The sequence below is a fragment of the Silanimonas sp. genome (assembly GCF_027531545.1).
Classification (GTDB): Bacteria; Pseudomonadota; Gammaproteobacteria; order Xanthomonadales; family Xanthomonadaceae; genus Silanimonas.
The window spans coordinates 66,280-89,832 of the sequence record NZ_JAPZSC010000010.1 but is presented as its reverse complement, the minus strand read 5'-3'; the positions used below and the strand labels follow the sequence as shown (position 1 = coordinate 89,832).

The window sequence follows — 23,553 nt, the reverse complement described above, 5'->3', positions numbered from 1 at the left end:
GGGCGGGCGTGAAAACGTATTCATGGCCATGGGCACGACGGCGTGTCGATCAACGCACGAAAACGGCGACGCTGCGGCCGGGCACCGAAACCCGTCCGTCGGCGTCGAACGTGCCCTCGGTCAGGCCCTCGAGGGCGGGATGCAACGCCCAGATGCCGCCGCCGGTCTCCGCCAACGTCGCCGTGCGGGCGCGCGGGTCGGTGTTGAGCACGTAGGCGAGCTGCCGCCCGTGCGAGGGATGCGTGGCCGGGAGCCTGCGGCCGTCGAGATGCGCGACGACGAGGCCGGGTTCGCCGTCCACCGGAAGGAAACGGAGCGCGGCCTGCACCGCGTCGGTCGTTGCCAGGCGCAGCAGGGGCTCATCGCGGCGCAGGCGGAGCAGGGCTTGCGTCCACGTGTTGACGAATGCGGCGTCCTCGGCGCGCGGGGCGATGTCCGGTGCGCGCTCGAGGACCGCGCGCATCTGCGGCCAGCTGTCCTCGTTGTCCCAGGCCGGTGGCAGGCCGATGCCGAAGGTGCTTCGTTCACCGGTCCAATCGACGACGTTGAAGGCATCGCCCGAGTTGTAGCTGTTGCGGTCGAGCGATTTGCTACGCATCAGCTCCTGCCCGGCGTGCAGGTAGGCCACGCCCTGCGCCAACAGCACGAGTGCGTTGCCGAGCACCTGCACGCGCGCCCGGTCATGACGCGATGTGCCGAGCGGCAGGCGCAGCGCGTTGGAATCGAACAGGGTGAGGTTGTCGTGGTTCTCGGTGTAGTTGACGACCTCGCCGGGCTGACTGACGTAGCCGGCCGGGCCGCTGCCGTATCGGAACTCGCGCAGCGGCTTCACCGCGCCATCGGCGTCGAACGTGGCGTAGTCCATCAGCGTGCCGGCAAGGCCCACGCGCACCAGCGCTTCGGCGCGGCGCAGTTCCGCTTCGGTCTCGGCTTTCGAACGCGCGGCGTTCGCCGCGTTCGGCGCGTGGTGCAGGCCGGAGAGCCAGCCCTGCGCGTTCAGTGCCTCGCCGCGGTCGCCGGCACGGCCGCCGCGCGCGGCATCGCGCATGCGGTCGCTGAAGGTGGCGATGCCCGTGCCGTTCAGGACGCCCTGCGCGGCCTGCGGGAAGCGCGCGCCGTTCGCCACTTCGCCGAAGTTCCAGCCTTCGCCCAAGAGGTGGATGCGGCGCCCCGTCGCGGCATCGACGGCGCGCTGCAGGTCGAGCATCGCCGCCTTGGGCTGGTGGCCCATCAGGTCGAAGCGGAAGGAATCGATGCGGTAGTCGCGCGCCCAGATCACCGCCGACTCGATCATCAGCTTGGCCATCATCGTGGCCTCGGTGGCGGTGTTCGGGCAGCAGGTCGAGGTTTCGACCCCGCCTTGCGCGTTCAGCCGGTGGTAGTAGCCGGGCACGACGCGGTCGAGCACCGACTGCCGGTCCTGCCCGCTGGCCATCGTGTGGTTGTAGACGACATCGAGGCCGACGCGCAGGCCGGTCTGGTGCAGCGCTTGAACCATCGCGCGGAACTCGCGGACACGGGCGGCCGCATCGTCGGGCGCCGTGCTGTAGCTGCCTTCCGGCGCGTTGAAGTGCCACGGGTCGTAGCCCCAGTTGTAGCAGTCGCGCTCGCGCACGGCGCCGATCGCCGCCTGCACGCCTTCGCCCGCCGGGCCTTCACCGGCCGGAAGCTCGGGCCGAGCGCAATCGCGCTCCGGCACGGTGGCGAGATCGTAGGTGGGCAGCAGGTGAACATCGGTGAGACCGGCGCCGGCCAGCGCGCGCAGATGCGTCATGCCCGCCGTGTCGTCGTGGGTGAAGGCGAGGTAGGTGCCACGGTGCGCCTCGGGCACCGTGGCGTCGTCGCGCGAGAAGTCGCGCACGTGCAGCTCGTAGACCACGAGGTCGGTGTTCCCCTGCACGGTGTCCGGGCGGCGGTCGTCGGCCCAGCCGTCGGGTTTCGTCGCCGGGTCGTCGAGATCGAGTACGACTGACGCTTGCGAATCCGCGTTCAGTCCGAGCGCATACGGGTCGGTGACGCGGTTGCGCACGAAGCCAACGCCCGGTACCAGCACATCGACGAGGAAGGCGTAGCGACGCCCGCGGAGGTCGGCGGGGACGGTGTGCGTCCACACGCCGCTGGCGGGTTCGGCACGCATCAGCGGCGCATCAATGGCGGGCGTGGCATCGGCGGTCGACGTCTCGGTGGCGCCGAACAGGCAGAGCGACACGTTCGTGGCCGTCGGCGCCCACAGCGCGAAGCGCGTCGCGCCGGCGTCGATCGTCGCGCCCAGCGTTACGTCCTTGGCATGGGGCGCGAACACGGCATCCAGCGCGCCCGCGTTTTGCAGGCCGGTGGCGTCGAGCACGCGACCTTCGGCGTCGAGGGCGACGACCACGAGGGTTTCGCGCCAAGCCTCCGGCGGCAGCGCGGTGTCCAGTTCAAAGGTGCCGCCGCCCACGTGGCTGAAACGGGCTTCTGTAGTGCGAAGGCGGATCGGCGCCAGTGCATGCCGGATCGCGTGGCCCTCCGGCGCTTCGCCCGGAACCAGCCGCAGCTGCGGGCTCGGTGCGCGCAGCAGCACCACCGATGCGGCCTCCGCCGGCGCGGCCCAGCGCAGTGTCGTGGCATTGAGCCACGCCGCGCGTTGGTGCGCGGGCAGGGCGTCGGACCACGGATGGATCACCGTCGCGCCCGCATGCACACCGCATTCCGCGGGGCGCGTGTCGGGCGGCGGCATCGCGTGGGCCGGGCTCGCGGCGAGGACAAGGGCGACGAAGGCGGTGTTGCGAAGCAGCATGGGAAGTCCGTCGGGCGTGCGGCTTCGCATCCTAGGCCGTGCGCGCTCGAAGGGCGGATCGATCTCGATGCATACGTATGCGTGCGCCGCCAGGGTTCGGGACAGCCGTTACGCTCACAGCCGGTTGGACCAAACGGTCTGCGCATGTTGCGATGCATCACGCTGTTGGCGGTATTGGGACTCGCGGGGCTCGCCCATGCGACGGCATCGCATTGCGCGCCGCAGGGCGACGCGCCGTCACTTCGCTTGCGCCCCGACGGTGGGCCGGAAGGCCGCGGCCAGCGCATCGTCGCCAGCGACCAGCATCGCGGCGACCTCGATGCCCGGGCCTACGAATGGCTGGGCGGCACGGGCTATCGGATGCATGCGTGGTCGGGGCCGGGCGATCGCTCGTTGCTGCGCGGCTTTGCGATCGTCGTTGACGGCGCGCTGCGGCCACGACGCGAGGCGGAGAGCGACACGCTGCGCCCCTGGGGCCACGAGGTGCGGCATGCGGACGGCAGCATCGAAGCCCTGCAGCTGCAGGCCGGGCATCCCGCGGTGTCCGTCTGCGCGGAAGCTGGTGTGGGCCGCCGCGTGGCGGTGGTGCTGATGCTGGGCCCCGATGCCCAAGGGCACGCGTTTTCCGCCAGCGTGCCGGTGCGGCGTGCCGAGGCGGACGCCGCGCTGAGGCGGTCCGTGGGCGCGCCCGCCGAAGTCGAACTGGTGTGGATCGAACCCGAGGTGCCGACCTCGACGCTCGCGGTGCATCTGGCCTTCGGTCGAACGCAGGACGAGGCGAATGCGACCTTGGACGCGCTGCAGCGGGAGGCGAACCACGGTTTCGATGGCGATCTTTGGGCGGCGGGCATCGAGCGCCGTCGGTCGGCTCTGGCATCGCTGCGCTTGCGCACCGGCGACGCGGTCTTCGACGCGGCCTTCCCTTGGGCGGTGGCCAGCAATGCCACCTTCCGCACTGACGAGTTCGGGCCCGGGCTCTGGGCCGGCCTGCCCTGGTTCCGCGACAACTGGGGCCGCGACACCTTCATCGCCCTGCCGGGCACCCATCTGGTCACCGGCGAGTTCGAACGTGCGCAGGCCGTCATCGAGAACTTCACGCGCTGGCAGAACCGCGCCGACGGCCCCGAAAAGGGGCGGGTGCCGAACCGCGTGGCCGCCGCCACCGACACGCTCTACAACACCGTCGATGGCACGCCGTGGTTGATCCGCGCCGCATGGGAAACGGCGCAGGCCAGCGGCGATGTCAGCGGGCTGCCGCAGCTGCGACGCCTCCTCCGCGACTACGTGGACGGTGCCGAACCGCACCTCGACGACGAGGGCCTGCTGCGCCACGCCGAAGCCGACACCTGGATGGATGCGCGCATCCGCGGCGGTCGCGGCTGGTCGCCCCGCGGCGACCGCGCCATCGAGATCCAAGCGCTTTGGCATGCGGTGCTGGTGATCGGGGCCGACCTCGCCGCGCGCGAGGGCGACGACGCCGAGGTCTCCCGCTACCGCGCCATGGCCGAGCGCACGCGCACCGCCGTGCTGTCCCGCTTCTGGAACGACGGCCGCTTGGCCGACCGTCTGCTCGCCGATGGGCGCGTCGATACCAGCCTTCGCGCCAATGCGTGGATGGCGGTGTCGGTGCCACCGTTGGTTGAGCGCGACCCCTTCCTGCCACGGGAGATCGAAGCGTCGGTGACGCGCGACACCGCCGCCGTGCTGCTACTGCCACGCGGGCCGCTGTCGCTCGCTCCCGACGACGCGCGCTTCCATCCGACGCACGTCGCCGACGCCCACCACCACAAGGACGCCGCGTACCACAACGGCACGGTTTGGCAGTGGACGGCGGGCCCGGCGATCACCGCCCTGGCGCGATTCCAGCAGCAGGACACGGCCTATCGCGTCACCCGCGAGCTGGCCCGGCAGATCCTCGAGGACGACGCGCCCGGGCATCTCGCGGAACTCGCCGACGCCACCCTCGACGCTGCGGGGCGCGTGCGCCCGTCCGGCACCTATGCCCAGAGTTGGAGCACCGCCGAGTTCGTGCGTAATGCCGTGCAGGATTACCTCGGCGTGCGCCCGCGGCTGCTCGATGGCGTGGTGGAACTGCACCCGGCACTGCCGGCCGCGTGGACCGACATCGACGCCTTGCTGCCGCTGGGCGATGGCGAGCCGCTGCGCTTCTCCGTGACCCAGCGCGAGGGCCGGCAACGCTGGACCTTCGCTGCGCGCGCCAACCCCTTGCGACTCGCGCTGGGCGGCTCGCTGCGGGCGCACGGCGACGGCGCGCTGACGCTGGGCCAACGTCCCGTCGTCGTCGATGTCGCCATCCCCGCATCCCCAGCCCCGTGGACCCTTGCCGCCGAGCCCGCGCCGCCGCCGGGCGGCTGGCCGGTGCGGCAGGGCCGCGACGTGCTCGAACGCTTCATCGAATCCGGCGGCCTCGACCGCCATCCGCAGCCGACTGCGGCCCAACTGCTGGCGCCTTCCAGCGCCGGGAAGGACATGCCATGACTCCCAGTCTCCGTTCCATCGCCGTCGCGTGCGTTGCCCTGCTGCCGGCGCTGGCTGCCGCCCAGTGGCAGCACTTGGATTCGCTGCCGCAGGTGCAGCGCGAGGGCAACACGGTGACCTTCACGCCCGCGGCGGACAGTGGGCGCACCGAGCACGTGGCCATCAGCGTGCTGGCGCCCGAGGTCGTGCGCGTGCGGTTTTCTCCCGTGGCCTTCGGTAGGGACCACAGCGATGCCGTCGTGGACCGCCAACTCGGCGCGCAGGACTTCCGCTTCGAAACGAGCGCCGCTGGCAGCGTGATCGCCACCGCCTCCCTGCGCGTCGAAGTGCAGGCCGCGCCGTTCCGCCTTGTCATCAAGGACGCTGAGGGCCGCGTGATCCACGCCGACGATCCGGGCCGCGGCATGGCGCACGACGGCTCGGCGGTGCGGGTGTGGACCCGCCTCGAGGACACCGACAACGTCTACGGCTTCGGCGAGAAGAACGGCGCGTTCAACAAGCGCGGCTGGGCGCTGGGCGGCTACCACTACGTGATGTGGAACAGCGACACCTATGGCTACGACAACTCCACCGACCCGATCTATGTCTCCGTGCCGTTCTACCTCGTGCTGCGCGAGGGCCGCGCGCATGGCGTCTTCCTCGACAACACCCACCGCAGCAGCTTCGACGTCGGTCGCGAGCGCCGCGGCTTGCTCAGCTTTGGTGCCGACGGCGGCGAGCTCGACTACACGGTGATCGCCGGGCCGCACCCGCGCGATGTCGTGCGCCGCTACGCGCAACTCACCGGTCGCGCGCCGTTGCCCCCGCGCTGGGCGCTGGGCTACCACCAGAGCCGCTGGAGCTACTACCCCGAGGCGCGCGTGCGCCGCCTCGCCGACACCTTCCGGCAAGAACAGGTGCCGGCCGACACGCTGTGGCTGGACATCGACTACCAGGACGAGTTCAAGCCCTTCACCTGGAGCGCCGAGCGCTTCCCCGACCCGGCCAAGCTCGTCGCCGACCTGCGCGAGCAGGGCTTCCGCACGGTCGTGATCCTCGATCCGCACCCGACCAAGGAGCCGGGCTATCGCATCTTCGACGAGGGCGTGGCCGGCGAGCATTTCGTCAAGAACCCGGACGGCACGCTGTTCGAAGGCCCGGTCTGGCCAGTCAATGCGCCGAACAAGCCGGGCAACAGTGTGTTCCCCGATTTCACCCGGCCGGCCACGCGCGAGTGGTGGGGCCGCCAGCATCGGGTCTTCACCGACGTCGGCATCGCCGGCATCTGGAACGACATGAACGAACCGGCCGTGTGGGTGCCGCCGGCCAACACCATGCCCGACGACGTGCGCTTCGACCACGAAGGCCAGCCGACGAACCATGCCGAAGTGCACAATCTCTACGGCATGCAGATGACGCGCTCGACCTTCGAGGGCCTCACCGCTCTCAAGCCCGACGAGCGCCCCTTCGTGCTGACCCGCGCCACCTTCGCCGGTGGCCAGCGCTACGCCTGGGTGTGGACGGGCGACAACCGCGCCGAGTGGGCGTCGTTGCAGCAGTCGATCCCGATGCTGCTGAATTTCGGGCTCTCGGGCTTTCCTTTCATCGGCGCCGACGTCGGTGGCTTCTCCGGCTACCCGTCCGGTGAGTTGTTCACCCGCTGGCTGCAGGCCGCGATGTTCTCGCCCTTCTTCCGCGGCCACACGGAACAGGCCACGCCCGACCAGGAGCCGTGGTCCTTCGGCCAGCCCTGGACACGGATCAACAAGGGCACGCTGGAGCTTCGCTACCGGTTCCTGCCCCAGCTCTACACCGTGGTCGAGGAATCGAGCCGCACCGGCCTGCCGGTGATGCGGCCGCTGATGCTCGAGTACCCCGAGGACCCGCAAACCCACGGCCACGGCGACCAGTTCCTCGTCGGTACCGACTTGCTGGTGGCACCGGTACTCGTCGAGGCCGCGACCTCGCGCGACGTGTACTTCCCGAAGGGCGAGTGGATCGATTTCCACACCGGTGCGCGCCTCGAAGGCGGCAAGACGCACAAGGTCCCGGCCCCGGTCGACCGCGTGCCGATCTTCGTGCGCGCCGGCTCGATCATCGCGATGCAGCCGGTCGTGCAGCACACCGGCGAAATGGCCGCGCAGCCGATCGTGTTCCGCGCCTTCCCCGATTCGCAAGGCCACGCCACCGGCATGCTCTATGACGACGACGGCGCATCGATGGCCTACCGGGACGGCGCGTTCCTGCGCCAGCAGGCCACGCTGCGCACCGTCCGCGGCAAGGCCTGCGTCGCGCTGGAAACGGTCCAGGGTCGGGTCGAAGCCTCCCCGCGCCCGCGCCGCTTCGAGGGCCCGGAAGGGACGCCGTTGCCGGCCTGTTGAGTGGCCGATGTCACGGAATCACCGGGCATGACGTTTCGAGGCCCGCCGGCCGCTTGACCGTCGCGTGCTCGAGGCGTATCTCGGGGCTACGCATGTGCGTGGCCCCGGGGAGGGACGTGCATGGAGCTCGTGGCTGCCTCCGGACTGGGGCTCAAGATCGGTGACCGCCTCGAGGTGGCCATCGTCGATCGCAGCGGCCAGGTCCTGCTGCAGAAAGGCAAGGTCGTCGGCTCCGAGGCCGTGCTCGAGCGTTTGAACGAGCGCGGCTTCTTCCAGCGGCAGACCATCGAGGAAGAGGAACTCTCCGACCTCGACCGGCTCGAGGAGCAACTGCACCGGGAATCCTCGACCGAAGGTCGCCTCGCCCTGCTCGTCGAGCAGATCGAGAAGCTGCTGCGCTGTCTCGTTCGGCCGCCGTCGGGCACCACCTGGGCCGACCTCGAGTCGGTGGTACGTTGGCTCGACGACCTGTTCGTGCGTGACCAGGACCAGTTCATCGGCGTGCAGCAGCTGCTGGCCCACAGCCACACGCTGTCGGAGCGCGCCCTCCATGCAGCGGCGGTGGCCAAGCTCCTTGCCGTCGCCGAAGGATTGCCCCGGGAAGCCCAGACGAGCCTCGTGGCGGCCGCACTGACGGTCGACGTCGCGGTGGTCGAGGACCACGACGGACTCGCCCTGCATCCGGGCGACCTTCTCGACCACCACAAGCAGATGGTGGCCGAACATCCCCTGCGCGCGGTCGAGCTGCTCGAACACATCGGTGTCCACGATCCGCTGTGGATGCAAGCGGTGGAGATGCACCACGAGCGCCTGGACGGCTCGGGCTACCCGAAAGGCCTGGCGGGCGCGCAGATTCCCATCGGGGCCCGCATCGTCGCGCTTGCGGATGCCTTCACCGCGATGATGCGTCCCCGCGCCGATCGCCCGGCCTACCTCGCGAAGGACGCCCTGCGCGAGCTGTTCGTCGGTGGCGCGGCGAAGTTCGATGCGCGGCTGGTGCAGGTGCTGGTGAAGCAGCTCGGCGTCTACCCACCGGGCACGGTGGTGAAACTGGCGAACGGCGAGATCGGTGTCTGCGTGCGACGCACCAACGACGCCCGCAAACCCGTGCTTCGCGCCGTCATCGATCCCAGCGGCCAGCTTTACGCCACGCCGAAACGGCGCGACGTCGACGAGACAGCCTCGAAGATCGTCGAGGTGCTGCCCTCGGACCGTCACCGAAACATCCGCAGCCTGATCGTGCAGCTGTGGAAGAAAGACCTCGAGCTCACCGAGAGCGGCGGCTGAGTTCAGTCCGCGCGCGGTGGCAGCAGGAAGGTGAACACGCCGTCCATGCGCGCCGCCCAGGCGTTCTCCGAGTGATCGGCACCGGGGAACGCGAGGCTGCGATACGCCGGGAAGGCCCAGCCTTTCGCCACCGCGATGCGATCCACTTCGGCCTGCAGGGGCGGGTAGAACGCGTCCAGCGTCGCGTCGCCGTGGTCGAAGTACAGGCGATGCCGGCCCGGGGCGGGCAGGCGCTCGCGCAGGTAATCGAAAAAGGCCGGCGGCACGGGGTTGTCGGCGCCCGGGAAGATGCCGGGCCAGTGCGTCGACATCGCCCCGAAGCCCCCGAAGACTTCGGGTCGCTCGGACAGGGCGTAGGTCGAGATCAGCCCGCCCATGCTGGCGCCGATCAGCACGCGGTCCTCGGCCGCGGTCGAAACGGCGTAGCGCGATGCCACCTCGGACAGCACGCGATCCGTCAGCCAAGCGACGAAGGCGTCGCTGTAGACGTCCGTGCTGAACAGCGGGGCCTCGCCGCGCTTCGCGCCATGTCGCAGCGCCTCGCGCACCGGGGCGGGCAGGGCCTCGAACGGCCGCTGCGGAAAGTACTCCGCGTGGCGCGCCGCGCCGGGATTCCAGACGCCGACGACGATGAAGGGGCGCGTGCGTCCGGCCGCCTGCAGCGCGCTGGCGGCTTCGTCGACGCGCCATTCCTGCCGGTTCCAAGTGGTGCCGGCGTCGAACAGCATCTGCCCATCGAACATCACCGCCACCGCATAGGGCGCCGCGTCGGGGTAACCCGGCGGGAGCCAGACGTCGATCGGCCGGGCGGCCACCGGGCCCTCGGCAGGAAGGGCGAGACGGTCGATCCGGCCCGCGGCCACCGAGGGCAGCGGTGGGGCGGCGGCGGGTACCTCCGCGGCACCGACTGGCAGGGCCAGTCCGAGCAGCAGGGCCAGGGCGGGCAGGGCGCGGGGCATCGGGGTCTCCGTCCGGTGATGACATGTTCACGCGCTGGAACCGTATTCACGTGGACAGGCCGGGGCGCGCTCGGGTAAAGCTTAGGCTCGCGAAGCGCCCGCCGGGCGCTGCAGTGCAACAGGCTGGACAGGCAGGACGATGAGCGACAATCGCGTGCGGGAACTGGTGATCGTGGGCGGCGGCACTTCGGGCTGGATGACGGCGGCGGCCATGGCAAAGGTGCTGGGCCCCGACTATTCGATCACCCTCGTCGAGTCCGAGGAGATCGGTACCGTCGGCGTCGGCGAAGCCACGATCCCGATGATCAAGCTGTTCAATCAGGCCCTTGAGCTCGATGAGGCCGACTTCATCCGGCGCACCAAGGGCTCGTTCAAGCTCGGCATCGAGTTCGTGAACTGGGGCCAGGTAGGCGATAGCTACATCCATGGATTCGGAAAGATTGGCCAAGACCTCGGCACCGTGGCGTTTCACCACTACTGGTTGAAAGCGCATCAGTTGGGCAAGGCCGGCCCGATGGATGATTACTCCATCAACACCGCGGCCTCGCGCGCCAACAAGTTCATGCCGGCGGTCACGGATCGGCCGAACTCGCCGTTGGCCGACATCGGCTACGCCTACCACTTCGATGCCGGGCTCTACGCGCGTTTCCTACGCGACTACGCCGAGAAGCGCGGTGTCAAGCGCATCGAGGGCAAGGTCAAGGAGGTCCAGCAGCGCCCTGACGACGGCTTCGTCAGCGCGGTCGTCCTCGAGAGCGGCGAGCGCATCGCTGGCCAGCTGTTCGTGGATTGCTCGGGCTTCCGTGGCTTGCTCATCGAGCAGACACTGAATACGGGCTACGAAGATTGGACGCATTGGTTGCCCTGTGACCGCGCTGCGGCCGTGCAGTGCACGACCACCCAGGCGATCACGCCCTACACCCGCTCCACCGCCTACGAGGCGGGTTGGCAGTGGCGCATCCCGTTGCAGCACCGCGTCGGCAATGGCTACGTGTTCTCCAGCAAGTTCATCAGCGAGGACGAGGCTGTCTCGAAGCTGCTCGGCCGCCTCGAGGGCGAACCGACGATGACGCCGAAGATCCTCAAGTTCGTCACCGGCAAGCGTCGAAAGTTCTGGAACAAGAACGTGGTCGCCATCGGCCTGGCCAGTGGCTTCATGGAGCCGCTGGAATCGACGTCGATCCACCTTATCCAGTCGGCGATTGCGCGGCTCACCGCGTTCTGGCCGCACCAAGGCTTCGATGCGAAGGACATCGAGGAATTCAATGCGCACTCGGATTTCGAATTCGAGAAGATCCGCGACTTCCTGATCCTGCATTACTGCGTCACCGAGCGCACCGACACGCCGTTCTGGAACTACGTGCGCACGATGGATCTTCCGGAATCTTTGAAGCGGAAGATGGCCTTGTTCCAAAGCAATGGCCGCGTGTTCCGTCAGGCGGAAGAGCTGTTTGCAGAGCCCTCATGGATTCAGGTCATGATCGGCCAGCGCATGATGCCGAAGGGCTACAACGCGATGGTCGATGCCATCGATGAGGCGGCCTTGCTCCGCCACGTCGATACCGTACGCGGCGTGGTGGCCAACTGCGTTCGCGCCATGCCGACGCATGAGGAATTCATTGCGCGTCACTGTGCGGCGCCGATTGCGGCCTGATGGAGTGGCCGAAGCTCCAGCTGGCAGCGCGCCCTCGTATCGAAACGCTGGCGGTCGATGGACAGCCCGTCTGCCACGTGGTGGACGGGGCTTTGGATAATCCCGAAGCATGGCGGGCCTTTGCGGCGGCCTCGCGGCACGCTTTTGTGGATGCGCCTTTCAACGCATTTCCCGGCCCGGAGTTGCGTTTGCCGGACGCCGTGTCTGCAGGTTTGGGGCAGTTCTTCGATGAGCATTTGCGGCGCTCTTTCGACGCGCGTCGCACCGAGCGCATGTACGCGCGCTTGTCGATGGTGAACCGCAAGCCCGAAGCCTTGCAGCCTTGGCAGTGGCAGCCGCATGTGGACCAGCTGCAAACCGCGCCCGGTCAGTGCGTCGCCGCGTCGGTGCTGTATCTGTTTGAAGATGAGTCTTTGGGCGGCACGAGTTTTTATCGGCCGCGCCGCGACATCGAGGCCACGATGGCCATGATTGAAGACTCGTCGAAGCTGGCCGCCGAAGACTTCAGTAGCAAGCACGGCGTCGCGCCGGGCTACATGACCGAATCGAACCACTGGTACGAAAAGGTTGGCACCGTGCCGGCCGTCTTCAACCGTCTGATCGTCTACTCGGGCACGGTGTTCCATAGCGGCGAGATCGCTCACCCGGAAAAGCTGAGCGACAACCCGTTGACCGGCCGCCTCACGATCAACGGCTTCTTCACCTGCCGACGCAACGCGCGCTGAGCGGGCCTCAGTCGACGCTCATCGTCATCGCGTCCATCACCCGCGGATCGCTCGCGCCGTCACCGCCGCCCATCGTGTGCCCACCGCCCTCGGGCGTGAGGCCGCGCCAGCCGCCGTCCCAGTCCCAGGTCGTGGCATGCACCACGAGCCCCGAGAGGTCGGCCGGGTGGCCGAGCGCTGCGGCCGGAAACTCGAAGCGCACGAGCTTCCGCGCCTGGTCGACGGCGATGCGCGCGCCCGGCACCAGCGGCGTGCCGTCGCGGTCCGCGTCGGCACCTTCGGCGGTGAACGCCGCGTTGCTCCAGCCATGCGTGCGTAGGCGTACCTGCCAGCGTCGGCCCTCGGGCAGGGCCGCGTTCTGGCCGGGCATCGCCGTCGCGCCGTCGCTGCGGCCGGGCAGCGAGAGGAAGATCGAGAAGGCCACGTGGTCGAAGCCGTTCGCGGGGTTCCAACTGTCCAGCACCTCGCCCATCGTCAGTTCGATCGCCAAGGCGCCGCCGGAGCCGAACACCCGCATCCCGCGCAGATCCATGCTGGCTTCGTCGGCGTAGCTGGGGTCGGTGGGGTAGCGGTAGCGGCCCTCGGGGCCGGCGTCGTCGCCTTCCGGATCGGTGGCTTCGGCGAGCAGTGCCCAGTCGCGCTCCACGCGGAAGGTCTGGCCCGGCGAGGCGAGGCCGTCGCCGGCCAGCACCACCACGCGGTGCGTGGCCTTCGGGTCGATGAAGTCGTCGGTCGGAACCGTCTCGCGCCAGCGCCCCTCGGCATCGGCGATCAGGCGTTGCGCGCGCCGCAGGTCGCCGTCCACGACGAGCAGTCCGTCGAGGCCTGGCGGCAAGGTGCCGGTGAGCACGAGGTCGCCGTCCGCCACGGCCAGCACTGGGTCGAGGGTCGGGGCTGTGGGCGTTGATGCGGTCGGTGCCTTGTGCGGAGCCAGTTCCACGCGCCAGACCCCGCCGGCGCGGGCCGGCAGCTCGCCCAGCACGCGTCCGTCGGCACCGGCCTGGAGCACCGGGCCCTCGCCGTCGAGGGCGAGCAGGGGCACCAGTCGCGCGCCGGCGGGCAAGCCGTCGAGGTCGAGCAGGCGGCGGTCCTCGGCGGTGTTGAGCATCACCACCAGCCGGTCGCCGTCGGTGCTGCCGGCTTCGGCATCGCCCTGCATCGCCCAGGCGACCACGCCCGGCCCGGCACCGTCGGCGGCGAGGATCTCGGGCCGGGCACGGGACAGCGCCGGATGCGCACGGCGCAGGTTCACCATCGCGGCGATCTGCCGGTACAGCGGGTGCGCGGTGTCGAAATGGTCGCGCCCGCCGCTGCCGAAGCCCGTGGCGAACATGGCATCGCGCTGGGCGCGGAAACCCTGCTCGGTGCCGTAGTAGAGGACCGGGATGCCGGGCAGGGTGAGCATGGCCAGCAGGGCCTGCTTCAGCGCTGGCTCGCCGGCCCCGGCGAGGAAGCGGTCGACGTCGTGGTTGTCGATGAAGGTGGGCATGCGCCACGGGTCGGCATGAACGGCGAGCGTGCGCTCGATGCGCCAGGCCAGCTCGGCGGGGGCGTGCCCGCGGGCGAAGACATCGCCGAAGGTCCCGTACATCGGGAACTGGATCATCGCCGGGATGCCACCTTCGACGCGCTGGTAGGCGTCGATCTTGCGCATCTGCACGTCTTCGAAAGGCTTGTCGATGCCGAAGCCCTCGCCGAACAGGTGGAAGCGCGGGTTGCCCTGCGCCGCCGCCACGCGCAGCACGCCGGGTGCCTCCGGGTCCTCGGAATGCTGGAAATCCGGGAAGAACTCGGACTCGACATAGAACGCGGTGTCCACGCGGAAGCCGTCCACGCCCACCTTGGTGATCCAGTCGCCGAAGCTCTTGCGGAGCGCGCGCCGTACCACCGGGCTCGAGGTGTCGAGGTCGTCCAGCCCGGCCATCTGGAAGGTCAGTTCCTGCACCTTGTTCGTGTAATCGCGGACCGGCGGGGTCCAGTGGTAGACCGACAGCGCGCGCTGCGCCGGGTCGTTCGGATCGTTTTGCGAGAACGGCCACTGCGTGGGACGGTCCATGGGCCGGCTGCCGCGGGTGCGGCGCCAAGAGTGCGCGGGTTCGCCTTCGCGCCAGTCGTCGTAGGCGAAGAAGTTGCCCATGTGGTTGACCACGATGTCCTGCACCAGGGTCATGCGCCGCCCATCCAAGGCTTGCCCCAGCGCCACATAGTCGTCGAGCGTGCCGTAGTGGGCGTCCACCGCCGAGAAATCGCTGGCCCAGTAGCCGTGGTAGCCCGAGAAGCGGGCTTCCTCGTCCCACCACTGGTTGGCCACCGGGGGGGTGATCCAGAGCCCCGTGACGCCGAGCCCTTCGATGTAGTCGAGCCGCTGGGTGATGCCCCGGAGGTCGCCGCCGCTGTACTTGCTGCCGTCCGCTGGGTCGAACACGCCAGCGTTCTGGTCGTTGTTCGAGGTGTCGCCATCGGCGAAGCGGTCGATCATCGCGAAGTAGAGGACCTGGTCGCGCCAGTCGACCGATTGGGTCTTGGGGGTCTCGGCGGCCGCTGCGCCGGCGAGAAGCCAAGTCACCAAGGCCCAGCCCCAACGCGCCCGTTGCGAACGGGGGGCCATGCGAAAGCGGGGAGCGTTCTTCACAAAGCGCGTGAAGGCGGGCATGGCGAGCGTCCTGCGGCGGGCTAGAACCAGTGTCGCACCGAGTAAAGACGTTAAAAGTCCATGAATACGTATGCAGCAAAGCGCGTGTTTGGAGCCCCAGCACTAACATGAATAAATCGTGACGCGAGCCTGATTCGGGCTGCCACGAATGACCGCGCCGAAAGGCGTTGCTCTATTCCAGCCAGTGTCAGGAGACGGGAATGTTGAATCTCAAGCGCGACATGCTGAGCGTGGCGCTCGCGTCGGCCATCATGGCCATGGCGGCGAACGCCCAAGCGCAGGCCGCACAGGCCGACGATGAGGAAGAGGCCAAGTCCGAAGAGGCGAAGCAACTCGACGCCGTCGAAGTCCGTTCGGGCATCGTGGCCGGCATCGAGAACGCCATAGATACGAAGCGCGATTCCTCGAGCATCGTCGAGGCGGTCTCGGCAGAAGACATCGGCAAGCTGCCGGACATGTCGATCGCCGACTCGCTGGCGCGCCTGCCGGGCGTGACCGCCCAGCGCGTGCGCGGCCGTGCCACCGACATCAACATCCGTGGCCTCTCGGGTGACTTCCACACCACCACGCTGAACGGCCGCGAGCAGGTCAGCATGGGCGTGAACCGTGGCGTCGAGTTCGACCAGTACCCGTCCGAGCTGCTCAAGCAGGTCGTGGTCGCGAAGACCCCGAGCGCGAGCATGGTCGGCCAGGGCCTCACCGGCACCATCGACCTGCAGACCATCCGCCCGCTCGACTTCAGCGAGCGCGTTATCGCGTTCAACGTGCGAGCGGACCAGAACCGCCTCGAGGACTCGAAGATCACCGGCGAGCGCGGCAGCCTCAGCTACGTCGACCAGAACGATGCGCGCACCCTCGGCCTCGTGCTGGGTTACGCGTACCAGAACTCCCCGGGCCAATCGAACGGCTGGCGTGCATGGGGCTATGACGGTACCGGCCTGATCGGCGGTTCCACCATCCAGAGCCGCATCACCGACTCGGTCCGAGAAGGCTTCAATGCCGCGCTCGAGTACCGACCGAACGACGCCCATCGCGGTTCGTTCGATGTCTACTACTCCCAGTTCGACGTGACCACCAACCAGCGCGGCATCGAAATCGGCCTCGGCGGTGGCGGCTACCTGACCGCGCCGAACCCCGTCCGCAACGGCACGACGACCACCTGGACAGGTGCCACCCCGGTCTTCCGCACCGACATCTACGCCAACGAGGACGACCTGCTCTCCTTCGGTTGGAACCACGAGTGGACCATCGACGAGGACTGGAAGCTCACGGCCGATCTCAGCCGCTCCACCGCGGAGCGTGACGGTCGCAACTTCGAGAGCAATGCCGGTTTCGCGCCCGGCACGAGCACGACGCTGACCACCACCCTCAATCCGGGCGGCTGGTACGACATGACGTATGGCCTCGACTTCAACGACCCGTCGATCCTGCGCCTGCGCGACATCGGTGGCTGGGGCGGCGATGGTTTCGACAAGCCTTACAGCACCGAAGACAAGCTCAGCCAGGCCCGCTTCGAGCTCGAGCGTTCGTTCGAGAGTGGCGTGATCAGCAGCCTCGAGTTCGGCCTGAATTACACGACCCGCGAGAAGGAGCGCTTCGCCACCGAAGACCGCCTCTGCATCAACTCCTGCTCGCTGTCGAACCAGTCTGCGCCATACCCGACAGGCGGCAGCTTTGGTTTCGGCTTCTTCGGCATTCCCTTCCTGCCGACCTTCAACCCCAACAGCGTCAACTATGACCGTCTGAACCGCGATGCCGACTTCGGCGGCGCGCGCAAGAGCTTTGGCGTCGAGGAAGACCTGACCACGCTGTACATCCAGGCGAACCTGAGTGGCGACCTCGGCAGCGTGCCGTTCCGCGGCAACGTGGGCGTGCAGGCCATCCGCGCCGATCAGACCGGCTTCGGTCGCATCACCTACAACGGCAACAACCTCGGCTCGCCCTTCTCGGTGAACGAGACTTACACGGAAGTACTGCCGAGCCTCAACCTGATCTTCGAACTGCCGAGCGAGCAGATCCTGCGCACGGCGCTGGCCCGCCAGGCGGCGCGCCCCCGTATGGACGATCTCTCGGCCGGTTTCGGCTACGGGGTCAACCAGACGGCACCGGGTGGTGCGCGCTGGGAGGCCAGCGGCGGCAACCCGACTCTGCGTCCGTGGATCGCCAACGCATTCGACATCAGCTATGAGAAGTACTTCGGCGGCAAGGCCTATGTCTCGGCGGCGTTTTTCTTCAAGGATCTGAAGAACTACATCGCCCGCCAACCGGTGGCCGATGACTTCACCGGTCTGCCGATCCCGGACGGTGTCACCCAGTTGCCGGCGTCGAACATCGGCATCTACACCCGCCCGGTCAACGCCGAGGGTGGCTTGATGGCCGGTTGGGAGTTCGCCGTCTCGGTGCCCTTCGACATGATCTGGGCGCCACTCGAGGGCTTCGGTGCGCAGGCCAGCTACACCGACACCCGCACCAGCATCGATCCTTCGCTGCTGGGCCTGTCGGAAATCCCCGGCCTGTCGCGCTACACCTCGAACCTGACGCTGTACTGGGAGCGCTTCGGCTGGGGCGTCCGCGCCACCCGCCGCACGCGTTCGGCCTATGTGGGTGAGGGCATCAACGTCTTCCTGGAGCCGGTGTTCCCGACCATCGGTAGCGAGGAAATCGTCGACCTGCAGATCAGCTACACGGTGCAGGAGGGGCCGCTGAAAAACCTCGGCATCCTGTTCCAGATCGCCAACCTGACCGACGAGCCGTTCACCACGAACCTCGGCGGCCCGGAACTCCCCGGCCAATACGAGGATTACGGCAACAACGCCCTGCTCGGCATCAGCTACAAGTTCTAAGCCTTCTGGCTTCCCGCCCCCGGCCGGTCCCGTACCGCCGGGGGCTTTTTTTCGCCCCGATGGCGCGCCACCCTCGTGGCCAAGCCGTCGCCAAGACTTCGAAGCATGTTCCACGCCCTCAATCCGAAAGAGTGCTTCCTGCTGACCCTGGTGATCATCTTCACCGTGCCTTGGCTGGTCTGGCGCGTGTTCAAGACCGATCGTTGGGCGCCGCTGGTCGTGGTGCAGATCGTCACCGGGATCATCCTCGGGCCGGGCCTCCTCGGTGCGATGGCACCCGAGTGGCACGCCCACGTGTTCAGCGCGGAGGTCATCAAGGGCATCAACGGCATCGCCGGCTGGGCGGTGATGCTGTTCGTCTTCCTCGCCGGCATCGAGCTGGATTTGAAGGCCGCCTGGACGGACCGCCGCAACACCCTGGTCACCGCCGGGCTCGCCCTCGCCATGCCGATGCTCGCCAGCACGGCGGCGGCCGCGCTCGCGCTGTGGTGGTTGCCCGCCTTGCAGGGCCCGAAGGCGCAGGCCTGGCAGACCCTCGTCGGCATTGGCATGGCCTGCGCGGTGACCGCGCTGCCGATCCTCGTCCTCTTCATGCAGAAGCTCGGCATCCTGCGCGAAGCGCTGGGGCAGCGGATCCTCCGCTATGCGAGCCTCGACGACATTGCCATCTGGGCGGTGCTCGCGCTTATCCTGCTCGACACCGTGCGGCTCGGACGGCAGGCCCTGTTCCTCGTCGTCTTCATCCTGCTGTCGATGGCCCTGCACCGACTGATGCCACGCCTCGCGCCGCGCGACCGCTGGGGCGTGGCGTTGATCTGGTTGGCCTTGTGCGCGCTTGGCGGCGAGTGGAGCGGCCTGCACTTCATGGTCGGTGCTTTCATGGCTGGCGTGGTGATCGACCACGAGTGGATCGGCCACGACGTGCTCGACCAGGCCCGCGATTGGGTGTTGATGCTGTTCATGCCGGTGTTCTTCCTGAGCACCGGGCTGCGCACCGATTTCAATTCCGGCGGAGCCACCGTCCTCGGCGTGGCTGCGCTGCTGCTCGTCGCCTCGGTGGGGGGCAAGCTGCTCGGGGCCCACCTCGCCGGCCGATGGCTGGGTTGGGCCAAGGGCGAGGCTTCGATCATCGGCTGGCTGCTGCAGACCAAGGCGCTGATCATGATCATCTTCGCCAGCATCATGCTCGACAAGCAGCTGATTTCCGCCGATGCATTCACCGCGCTGCTGCTGATGGCGGTGGCGAGCACGATGTTGACCATCCCGATTGTCGGCAAGCGTCTCGCGGCGCTCGGCTACAAAGCGCAGGTCGTCTGACCGGCGCAACCCACAGGAGTCCTGATCCATGGCATCCAGCGGCACCCTTTCCCACGCGTCCGCGAACGACCGGCCGGCCCTGTCGTTCTGGCAGATCTGGAACATGTGCTTCGGCTTCCTGGGCATCCAGTTCGGCTTCGCGCTGCAGAACTCGAACGTCAGCCGCATCTTCGAGACGCTCGGAGCCGCCAAGGACGACATCCCCATGCTGTGGATCGCCGCGCCGCTGACCGGCCTGCTGGTGCAGCCGATCGTCGGCTACCTCAGCGATCGCACTTGGCATCCGCTGCTGGGTCGGCGTCGGCCGTACTTCCTGATCGGCGCGGTGCTGTCGAGCCTTGCGCTGATCGCCATGCCGAACTCGCCGGCGCTATGGATCGCCGCCGGCCTGCTGTGGGTGCTGGACGCGTCGATCAACATCACGATGGAGCCGTTCCGCGCCTTCGTGGCGGACCAGCTGCCGCCGCGTCAGCGCGCCACCGGCTACTCGATGCAGAGTTTCTTCATCGGCATCGGCGCGGTGGTGGCGAGCCTGCTGCCGTGGCTGCTCACGCTCGCCGGCGTGCCGAACACCGCACCCGAAGGCGTGGTGCCTGACAACGTGCGCTACGCGTTCTACGCCGGCGCAGTGGTGCTGTTCACGGCGGTGATGTGGACGATCGTCGGCAGCCGCGAGTACCCGCCGGACGTGCATGCGCCCGCGACCTCGGCCGCGGCCCCGTCGAGCCCGTCCATCGACGGCGCGCGCGCGCGTGCCCAGGGCCGGCTGCTGCTGGCGCTCGGCGTGGCGGCGACCGCGGCGATCACCGGCTTCGGGCTCGAGCGCGATCTGTACGTGCTCAGCGTCGGCATCGCGGTCTACGGCGCGCTGCTGTGGTGGCTGGGCACCGGAAGTGCCTTCGGCATGGCCGGCGAGATCATGCACGACCTCTACACGATGCCGAACCGCATGCGCCAGCTGGCGGTCGTGCAGTTCTTCTCGTGGTTCGCGCTGTTCGCGATGTGGATCTACACCAACAGCACGGTCACGGCCGTCCATTTCGGCGCGACCGACGCCACGTCGCGGGCCTACAATGACGGCGCCGACTGGGTGGGCGTGCTGTTCGCCGCGTACAACGGCTTCGCGGCGATCGCGGCGATCCTGATCCCGTTCATGGTGAAGCGCTACGGCGCGCGCCTATCGCACCTGATCAACCTGTCGCTGGGCGGCCTCGGGCTGATCTCGTTCTACCTCATCGACGATCCGCAGTGGCTGCTGCTCAGCATGGTCGGCGTCGGCTTCGCGTGGGCGTCGATCCTGTCGCTGCCCTATGCGCTGCTCGCCGACTGCCTGCCGGCTGGGAAAATGGGTGTCTACATGGGCATCTTCAATTTCTTCATCGTGATCCCACAGCTCGTCGCCGCGAGCATCCTCGGCTTCGTGCTGACGACCTTCTTCGACGGCCAACCGATCTTCGCGCTGGTGATGGGCGGCTTCTCGATGCTGGTGGCGGGCGTGCTCGCCTTGAACGTCAAGCTCGACTAGCCTCCGCCGCATGGACCGCCGCGACCTGCTGAAAGGCCTCGCCGCGCTGGGGCTGCTCGGCCTCGGCGCTCCGCTACGCGCGCAGGTGCCCGCCGTGACCCCGGCCGGCCGCCGCCATCGCCGGTTGCAGGGCGCGGAAGCGCAGGCGCTGTTCGACGCCGTGTTCGCCCACCTGCCGGCCGCACAGCGTGAGGTGCTGCGCGACCCGCGCCGCGAGGTGCAGATTGCGCTGACGCGCATCGAGCGCGAGGCGGATGGCAGCGCGCGCTTCGCGACCGCGACCTTCGGCGTGCAGCGCCAGCGCTGGTTCCCGGCGGCGAGCGTGGTGAAGCTCCCGATCGCGCTGCTGGTGGCGGAAGTGCTGGAAGCCGCGAACCTCGGGTTCAATGCGCGGACGGTGCTGGCGAGCGCGCCGCGCAGCGGCAACTGGGAGGCCGCGGAGCCGCTGGTCGAGCCGGTGTGGCAGACGCTGTGGCGCCTGCTCGTGGTCAGCGAGAACGTGCCGTTCAACCGGCTCTACGACCTGCTCGGCCCGGATCGGATCCACGCGCGCCTCGCCGAACTGGGCTTCGACGACGTGCGAATGATCTCGCGGCTCGGTTCGCCCGACGCGCGATTGAACCGGCAGACCGTGGCCTCGCGCATCGAGGCGCCGGAAACCGGGCCGGACGGCGAGTTCGCCTGGGTGCCGCGCTGGACCTCGGACGCACGCCGCGCGGCGGCGCGTCGATTCCCGTTCGGCAGCGCGCTGAAGGGCGCGGCTTGGCAGGACGATCGCGGCCGCATCGAAACAGGGCCGCGCGATTTCAGCACGGCGAATTTCCTGCCGCTCGAGGACGCGCACGCGATGCTGCTGCGGCTGGCTTTCCCGGAAGCGACACGGCGCTCGCAGCGCTGGGCGCTGAGCGCGACGACGCGGCTGTCCCTGCTGCGCATCATCGGCTTGTTCCCGCGCGAATCGCCGCTGCTTGCCACCGGCACGCATGCACCGGCGGCGTTCGGCGACGGCTACGCGAAGTTCTTCGTCGTCGGCGATCGCAATGCCGCGCCCCGCGGTTTCCGCAGCTTCGGCAAGACCGGCGAAGCCTTCGGGCACCAGGGCGAAACCGCCCTGCTCACCGAGGCCGACGGGCAGGGCGAGGTGCTGATGAGCGCGAACCTTTACGCCAATGCCGACGGTGTGCTCAACGACGACCGCTACGAGTACGACACGGTCAGCCGGCCCTTCCTCGCGGCCCTCGGTCGCGCCGCGCTGGCGGCCGAACGCGAAAGGCCGCGCCCGCATCGCGCCGGCGCGGCCTTCCTGCCCACGGTGCTGGGGCTGGGCTGATCGCCGCGCCGCGGCGACCGCCCGCTTCGATCGATCAGTACTTCACCGAGCAGCCGTAGGGCTGCGTGGTGCCGCGAGCGACCGCGCGGTTCGCGGCAAGGTCGCCCAGCGCGGCGTCGACGTACTGCGTGGAACCCGGGATGTCGGCCGGGTCGGCGCTGGGGTTCGAGTCGATCGCGCCGTTGTAGCGCAGCACGCCTTCGCCATCGATCACGTACATGTGCGGCGTGGTCTTCGCGCCGTAGGCCTGGCCGACCGTGCCGTCGTGGTCGAGCAGGAAGGCGGTGGGGCTGGCCTTCCACTCGCCAAGGATGGCGTTGGCCTGCTCGGCGTTGACGTGGCCCTGCTTGCCCGCCGCCGAGGAGTTGATGGTCAGCCACACCACGCCCTTGCCGGTCGCCGCGGCCTGCTGCCGCTGCATGTTGCCCGCGCCGTAGTGCTTCTTCACGAACGGGCACTCGTGGTTGAACCACTCCAGCACCACGGTCTTGCCCGCGAAGTCGGCGAGCGAATGCGTGGTGCCCTTCGTGTCCGTCAGGGTGAAGGCGGGGGCGGGCTGGCCGACGGTGGCGGCGGCGTGGAGGCTGCCGGCGAAGGCGAGCGCGGTGCCGAGCGAGGCGGCGAGAAGGGTCTTCATGGCAGTGCTCCGTGGTGGTGGATGGATCGGATCAAGGGGTGCGCGCGTCTTCCGCCGGCAGCGAGACCTGGAGGGCGCGCCATCGGCCGTCTTCGCCCCGCGCGCCGATCACCCAGTCGACGCGGGGCGGCATGCGGTCGAAGTACTCGCTGGCGGGGTGGCGGAAACGCAAGGCACCGTCGGGACCCAAGCGGGCGTCGATGCGCGTGGACGTGACGATCTGCGGCGTGAGCGGGAACACCTCGATGCGCGTCGCGCCGCGCAGCATCGCGTCGGCCTCGTCGATCTGCGTCGCGACGTGGGTGGCGTCGCGCCAGCTGTGGCCGCTCGGTGCATGGGGCGCCGCCGGCACGCGCGCGGCGGTCGCTTCGAAATCCGCCGCATCAACGGACGCGCGCGGCGCGGCTTCGATGGGCAGGTCGAGCGTCAGCGTGGCCTCGTCGGGAATGCAGGCTTCCTCGCAGATCAACCAGCGCGCGCGCAGCGTGGCGCGGAAGCGCGAGCCGGCGACGGCATCCGTCGGCACGCGCAGCGTGGCGGGCAGAAGCAGCGCATCGCTGTAGCCGAAGTTGGTGAGTCCGCTGGCGAGCAGGCGTTCCGGCAGTGGCCATTCGATCGCGCCGGCGCTGGCGCCTGCGGGGAGTGTCCAGTCGAAGCGCGTGGGCAGGCCGGAATCGCCGGGGTTCGCCCAGTACGTATGCCAGCCCTTGTCGTGGACGATGCGAAGGCCGGCCTTGAAGGACTGGCCCGGCACCACGCTGGCGTGGTCGGCGACCAGCGCGACGCGGGCGTTGAGCGTCGGCGTCATCGCGGTGGCGGGCGACGACAGCGACGCGATGGCGAAGCTCGCGGCAAAGCCCATCAATGAGGCGAGAGGAAGGCGCGGCACGGTGGCGGTCGGCACGGGTCGCTGCATCGGAGCGCACAGCGTCGTCATTCGCAGTGAAGCGCGCGTGCACGTCTGGCCGTCACTCCGTCGCCACCG

14 protein-coding genes are annotated in these 23,553 nt (G+C 68.8%); 9 read left to right on the top strand and 5 right to left on the bottom strand.

Annotated elements, in window-relative coordinates; genetic code table 11:
* Nucleotides 1-49: 49 nt before the first annotated feature.
* Nucleotides 50-2,779 (bottom strand): alpha-1,6-glucosidase domain-containing protein, encoded by a 2,730-nt coding sequence (locus O9280_RS08075; protein WP_298340995.1) that lies wholly within the window; start codon nt 2,777-2,779, stop codon nt 50-52.
* Between the two features lie 144 nt (nt 2,780-2,923).
* Between O9280_RS08075 and O9280_RS08070 the strand changes: the two genes are divergently transcribed.
* The 3 genes from O9280_RS08070 (at nt 2,924) to O9280_RS08060 (ending at nt 8,925) form a co-directional block, all read left to right on the top strand.
* Entirely contained in the window at nt 2,924-5,278 is a 2,355-nt protein-coding gene (locus O9280_RS08070; protein WP_298340993.1) for an amylo-alpha-1,6-glucosidase, read from the top strand.
* Entirely contained in the window at nt 5,275-7,638 is a 2,364-nt protein-coding gene (locus tag O9280_RS08065; protein WP_298340991.1) for a TIM-barrel domain-containing protein, read from the top strand. Before O9280_RS08070 ends, O9280_RS08065 begins: the two co-directional genes overlap by 4 nt.
* Before the next feature lie 120 nt (nt 7,639-7,758).
* On the top strand, nt 7,759-8,925 hold the full coding sequence (locus O9280_RS08060; RefSeq protein ID WP_298340989.1) for an HD domain-containing phosphohydrolase: 1,167 nt from the start codon (nt 7,759-7,761) through the stop codon (nt 8,923-8,925).
* 2 nt (nt 8,926-8,927) lie between these two features.
* Here O9280_RS08060 and O9280_RS08055 read toward each other — a convergent pair whose 3' ends face one another.
* Nucleotides 8,928-9,884, bottom strand: a complete 957-nt coding sequence (locus O9280_RS08055; protein ID WP_298340987.1) for an alpha/beta hydrolase-fold protein — start codon at nt 9,882-9,884, stop codon at nt 8,928-8,930.
* A gap of 139 nt (nt 9,885-10,023) precedes the next feature.
* On the opposite strand from O9280_RS08055, the gene O9280_RS08050 reads away from it, so the two are divergent.
* A complete protein-coding gene (locus O9280_RS08050) occupies nt 10,024-11,538 on the top strand; it encodes a tryptophan halogenase family protein (protein ID WP_298340985.1) in 1,515 nt (504 codons plus the stop codon).
* Entirely contained in the window at nt 11,538-12,263 is a 726-nt protein-coding gene (locus tag O9280_RS08045) for a DUF6445 family protein (RefSeq protein WP_298340983.1), read from the top strand. The genes O9280_RS08050 and O9280_RS08045 overlap by 1 nt, the downstream gene beginning before the upstream one ends.
* Before the next feature lie 7 nt (nt 12,264-12,270).
* Here the strand turns inward: O9280_RS08045 and O9280_RS08040 are convergent, their stop codons facing one another.
* Entirely contained in the window at nt 12,271-14,871 is a 2,601-nt protein-coding gene (locus O9280_RS08040) for an alpha-amylase family glycosyl hydrolase (RefSeq protein ID WP_298340981.1), read from the bottom strand.
* Nucleotides 14,872-15,116: 245 nt separating this feature from the next.
* Here O9280_RS08040 and O9280_RS08035 point away from each other — a divergent pair, with 245 nt between their 5' ends.
* The 4 genes from O9280_RS08035 (at nt 15,117) to O9280_RS08020 (ending at nt 21,931) form a co-directional block, all read left to right on the top strand.
* Nucleotides 15,117-17,759, top strand: a complete 2,643-nt coding sequence (locus O9280_RS08035) for a TonB-dependent receptor (protein WP_298340979.1) — start codon at nt 15,117-15,119, stop codon at nt 17,757-17,759.
* A gap of 105 nt (nt 17,760-17,864) precedes the next feature.
* Entirely contained in the window at nt 17,865-19,076 is a 1,212-nt protein-coding gene (locus tag O9280_RS08030) for a cation:proton antiporter (RefSeq protein ID WP_298340977.1), read from the top strand.
* A gap of 28 nt (nt 19,077-19,104) precedes the next feature.
* Nucleotides 19,105-20,601 carry an MFS transporter gene (locus O9280_RS08025; RefSeq protein ID WP_298340976.1) on the top strand — a complete coding sequence of 499 codons (1,497 nt, stop codon included), beginning with the start codon at nt 19,105-19,107 and terminating at the stop codon, nt 20,599-20,601.
* Nucleotides 20,602-20,611: 10 nt separating this feature from the next.
* Nucleotides 20,612-21,931: a serine hydrolase gene (locus O9280_RS08020; protein ID WP_298340974.1), complete on the top strand. Its 1,320-nt coding sequence runs from the start codon at nt 20,612-20,614 to the stop codon at nt 21,929-21,931.
* A gap of 34 nt (nt 21,932-21,965) precedes the next feature.
* Here the strand turns inward: O9280_RS08020 and O9280_RS08015 are convergent, their stop codons facing one another.
* Both O9280_RS08015 and O9280_RS08010 read right to left on the bottom strand, forming a co-directional pair.
* Complete coding sequence (locus tag O9280_RS08015) at nt 21,966-22,568, bottom strand: thioredoxin family protein (RefSeq protein WP_298340972.1); 603 nt, start codon at nt 22,566-22,568, stop codon at nt 21,966-21,968.
* A 31-nt stretch (nt 22,569-22,599) separates the two neighbouring features.
* Entirely contained in the window at nt 22,600-23,472 is an 873-nt protein-coding gene (locus tag O9280_RS08010; RefSeq protein ID WP_298340970.1) for a protein-disulfide reductase DsbD domain-containing protein, read from the bottom strand.
* Between the last annotated feature and the right edge of the window lie 81 nt (nt 23,473-23,553).

Coding starts and splice junctions, on each gene's coding strand:
- O9280_RS08075 (WP_298340995.1), bottom strand. CDS start 2,779: ATGCTGCTTCGCAACACCGCCTTCGTCGCCCTTGTCCTCGCCGCGAGC.
- O9280_RS08070 (WP_298340993.1), top strand. CDS start 2,924: ATGTTGCGATGCATCACGCTGTTGGCGGTATTGGGACTCGCGGGGCTC.
- O9280_RS08065 (WP_298340991.1), top strand. CDS start 5,275: ATGACTCCCAGTCTCCGTTCCATCGCCGTCGCGTGCGTTGCCCTGCTG.
- O9280_RS08060 (WP_298340989.1), top strand. CDS start 7,759: ATGGAGCTCGTGGCTGCCTCCGGACTGGGGCTCAAGATCGGTGACCGC.
- O9280_RS08055 (WP_298340987.1), bottom strand. CDS start 9,884: ATGCCCCGCGCCCTGCCCGCCCTGGCCCTGCTGCTCGGACTGGCCCTG.
- O9280_RS08050 (WP_298340985.1), top strand. CDS start 10,024: ATGAGCGACAATCGCGTGCGGGAACTGGTGATCGTGGGCGGCGGCACT.
- O9280_RS08045 (WP_298340983.1), top strand. CDS start 11,538: ATGGAGTGGCCGAAGCTCCAGCTGGCAGCGCGCCCTCGTATCGAAACG.
- O9280_RS08040 (WP_298340981.1), bottom strand. CDS start 14,871: ATGGCCCCCCGTTCGCAACGGGCGCGTTGGGGCTGGGCCTTGGTGACT.
- O9280_RS08035 (WP_298340979.1), top strand. CDS start 15,117: ATGTTGAATCTCAAGCGCGACATGCTGAGCGTGGCGCTCGCGTCGGCC.
- O9280_RS08030 (WP_298340977.1), top strand. CDS start 17,865: ATGTTCCACGCCCTCAATCCGAAAGAGTGCTTCCTGCTGACCCTGGTG.
- O9280_RS08025 (WP_298340976.1), top strand. CDS start 19,105: ATGGCATCCAGCGGCACCCTTTCCCACGCGTCCGCGAACGACCGGCCG.
- O9280_RS08020 (WP_298340974.1), top strand. CDS start 20,612: ATGGACCGCCGCGACCTGCTGAAAGGCCTCGCCGCGCTGGGGCTGCTC.
- O9280_RS08015 (WP_298340972.1), bottom strand. CDS start 22,568: ATGAAGACCCTTCTCGCCGCCTCGCTCGGCACCGCGCTCGCCTTCGCC.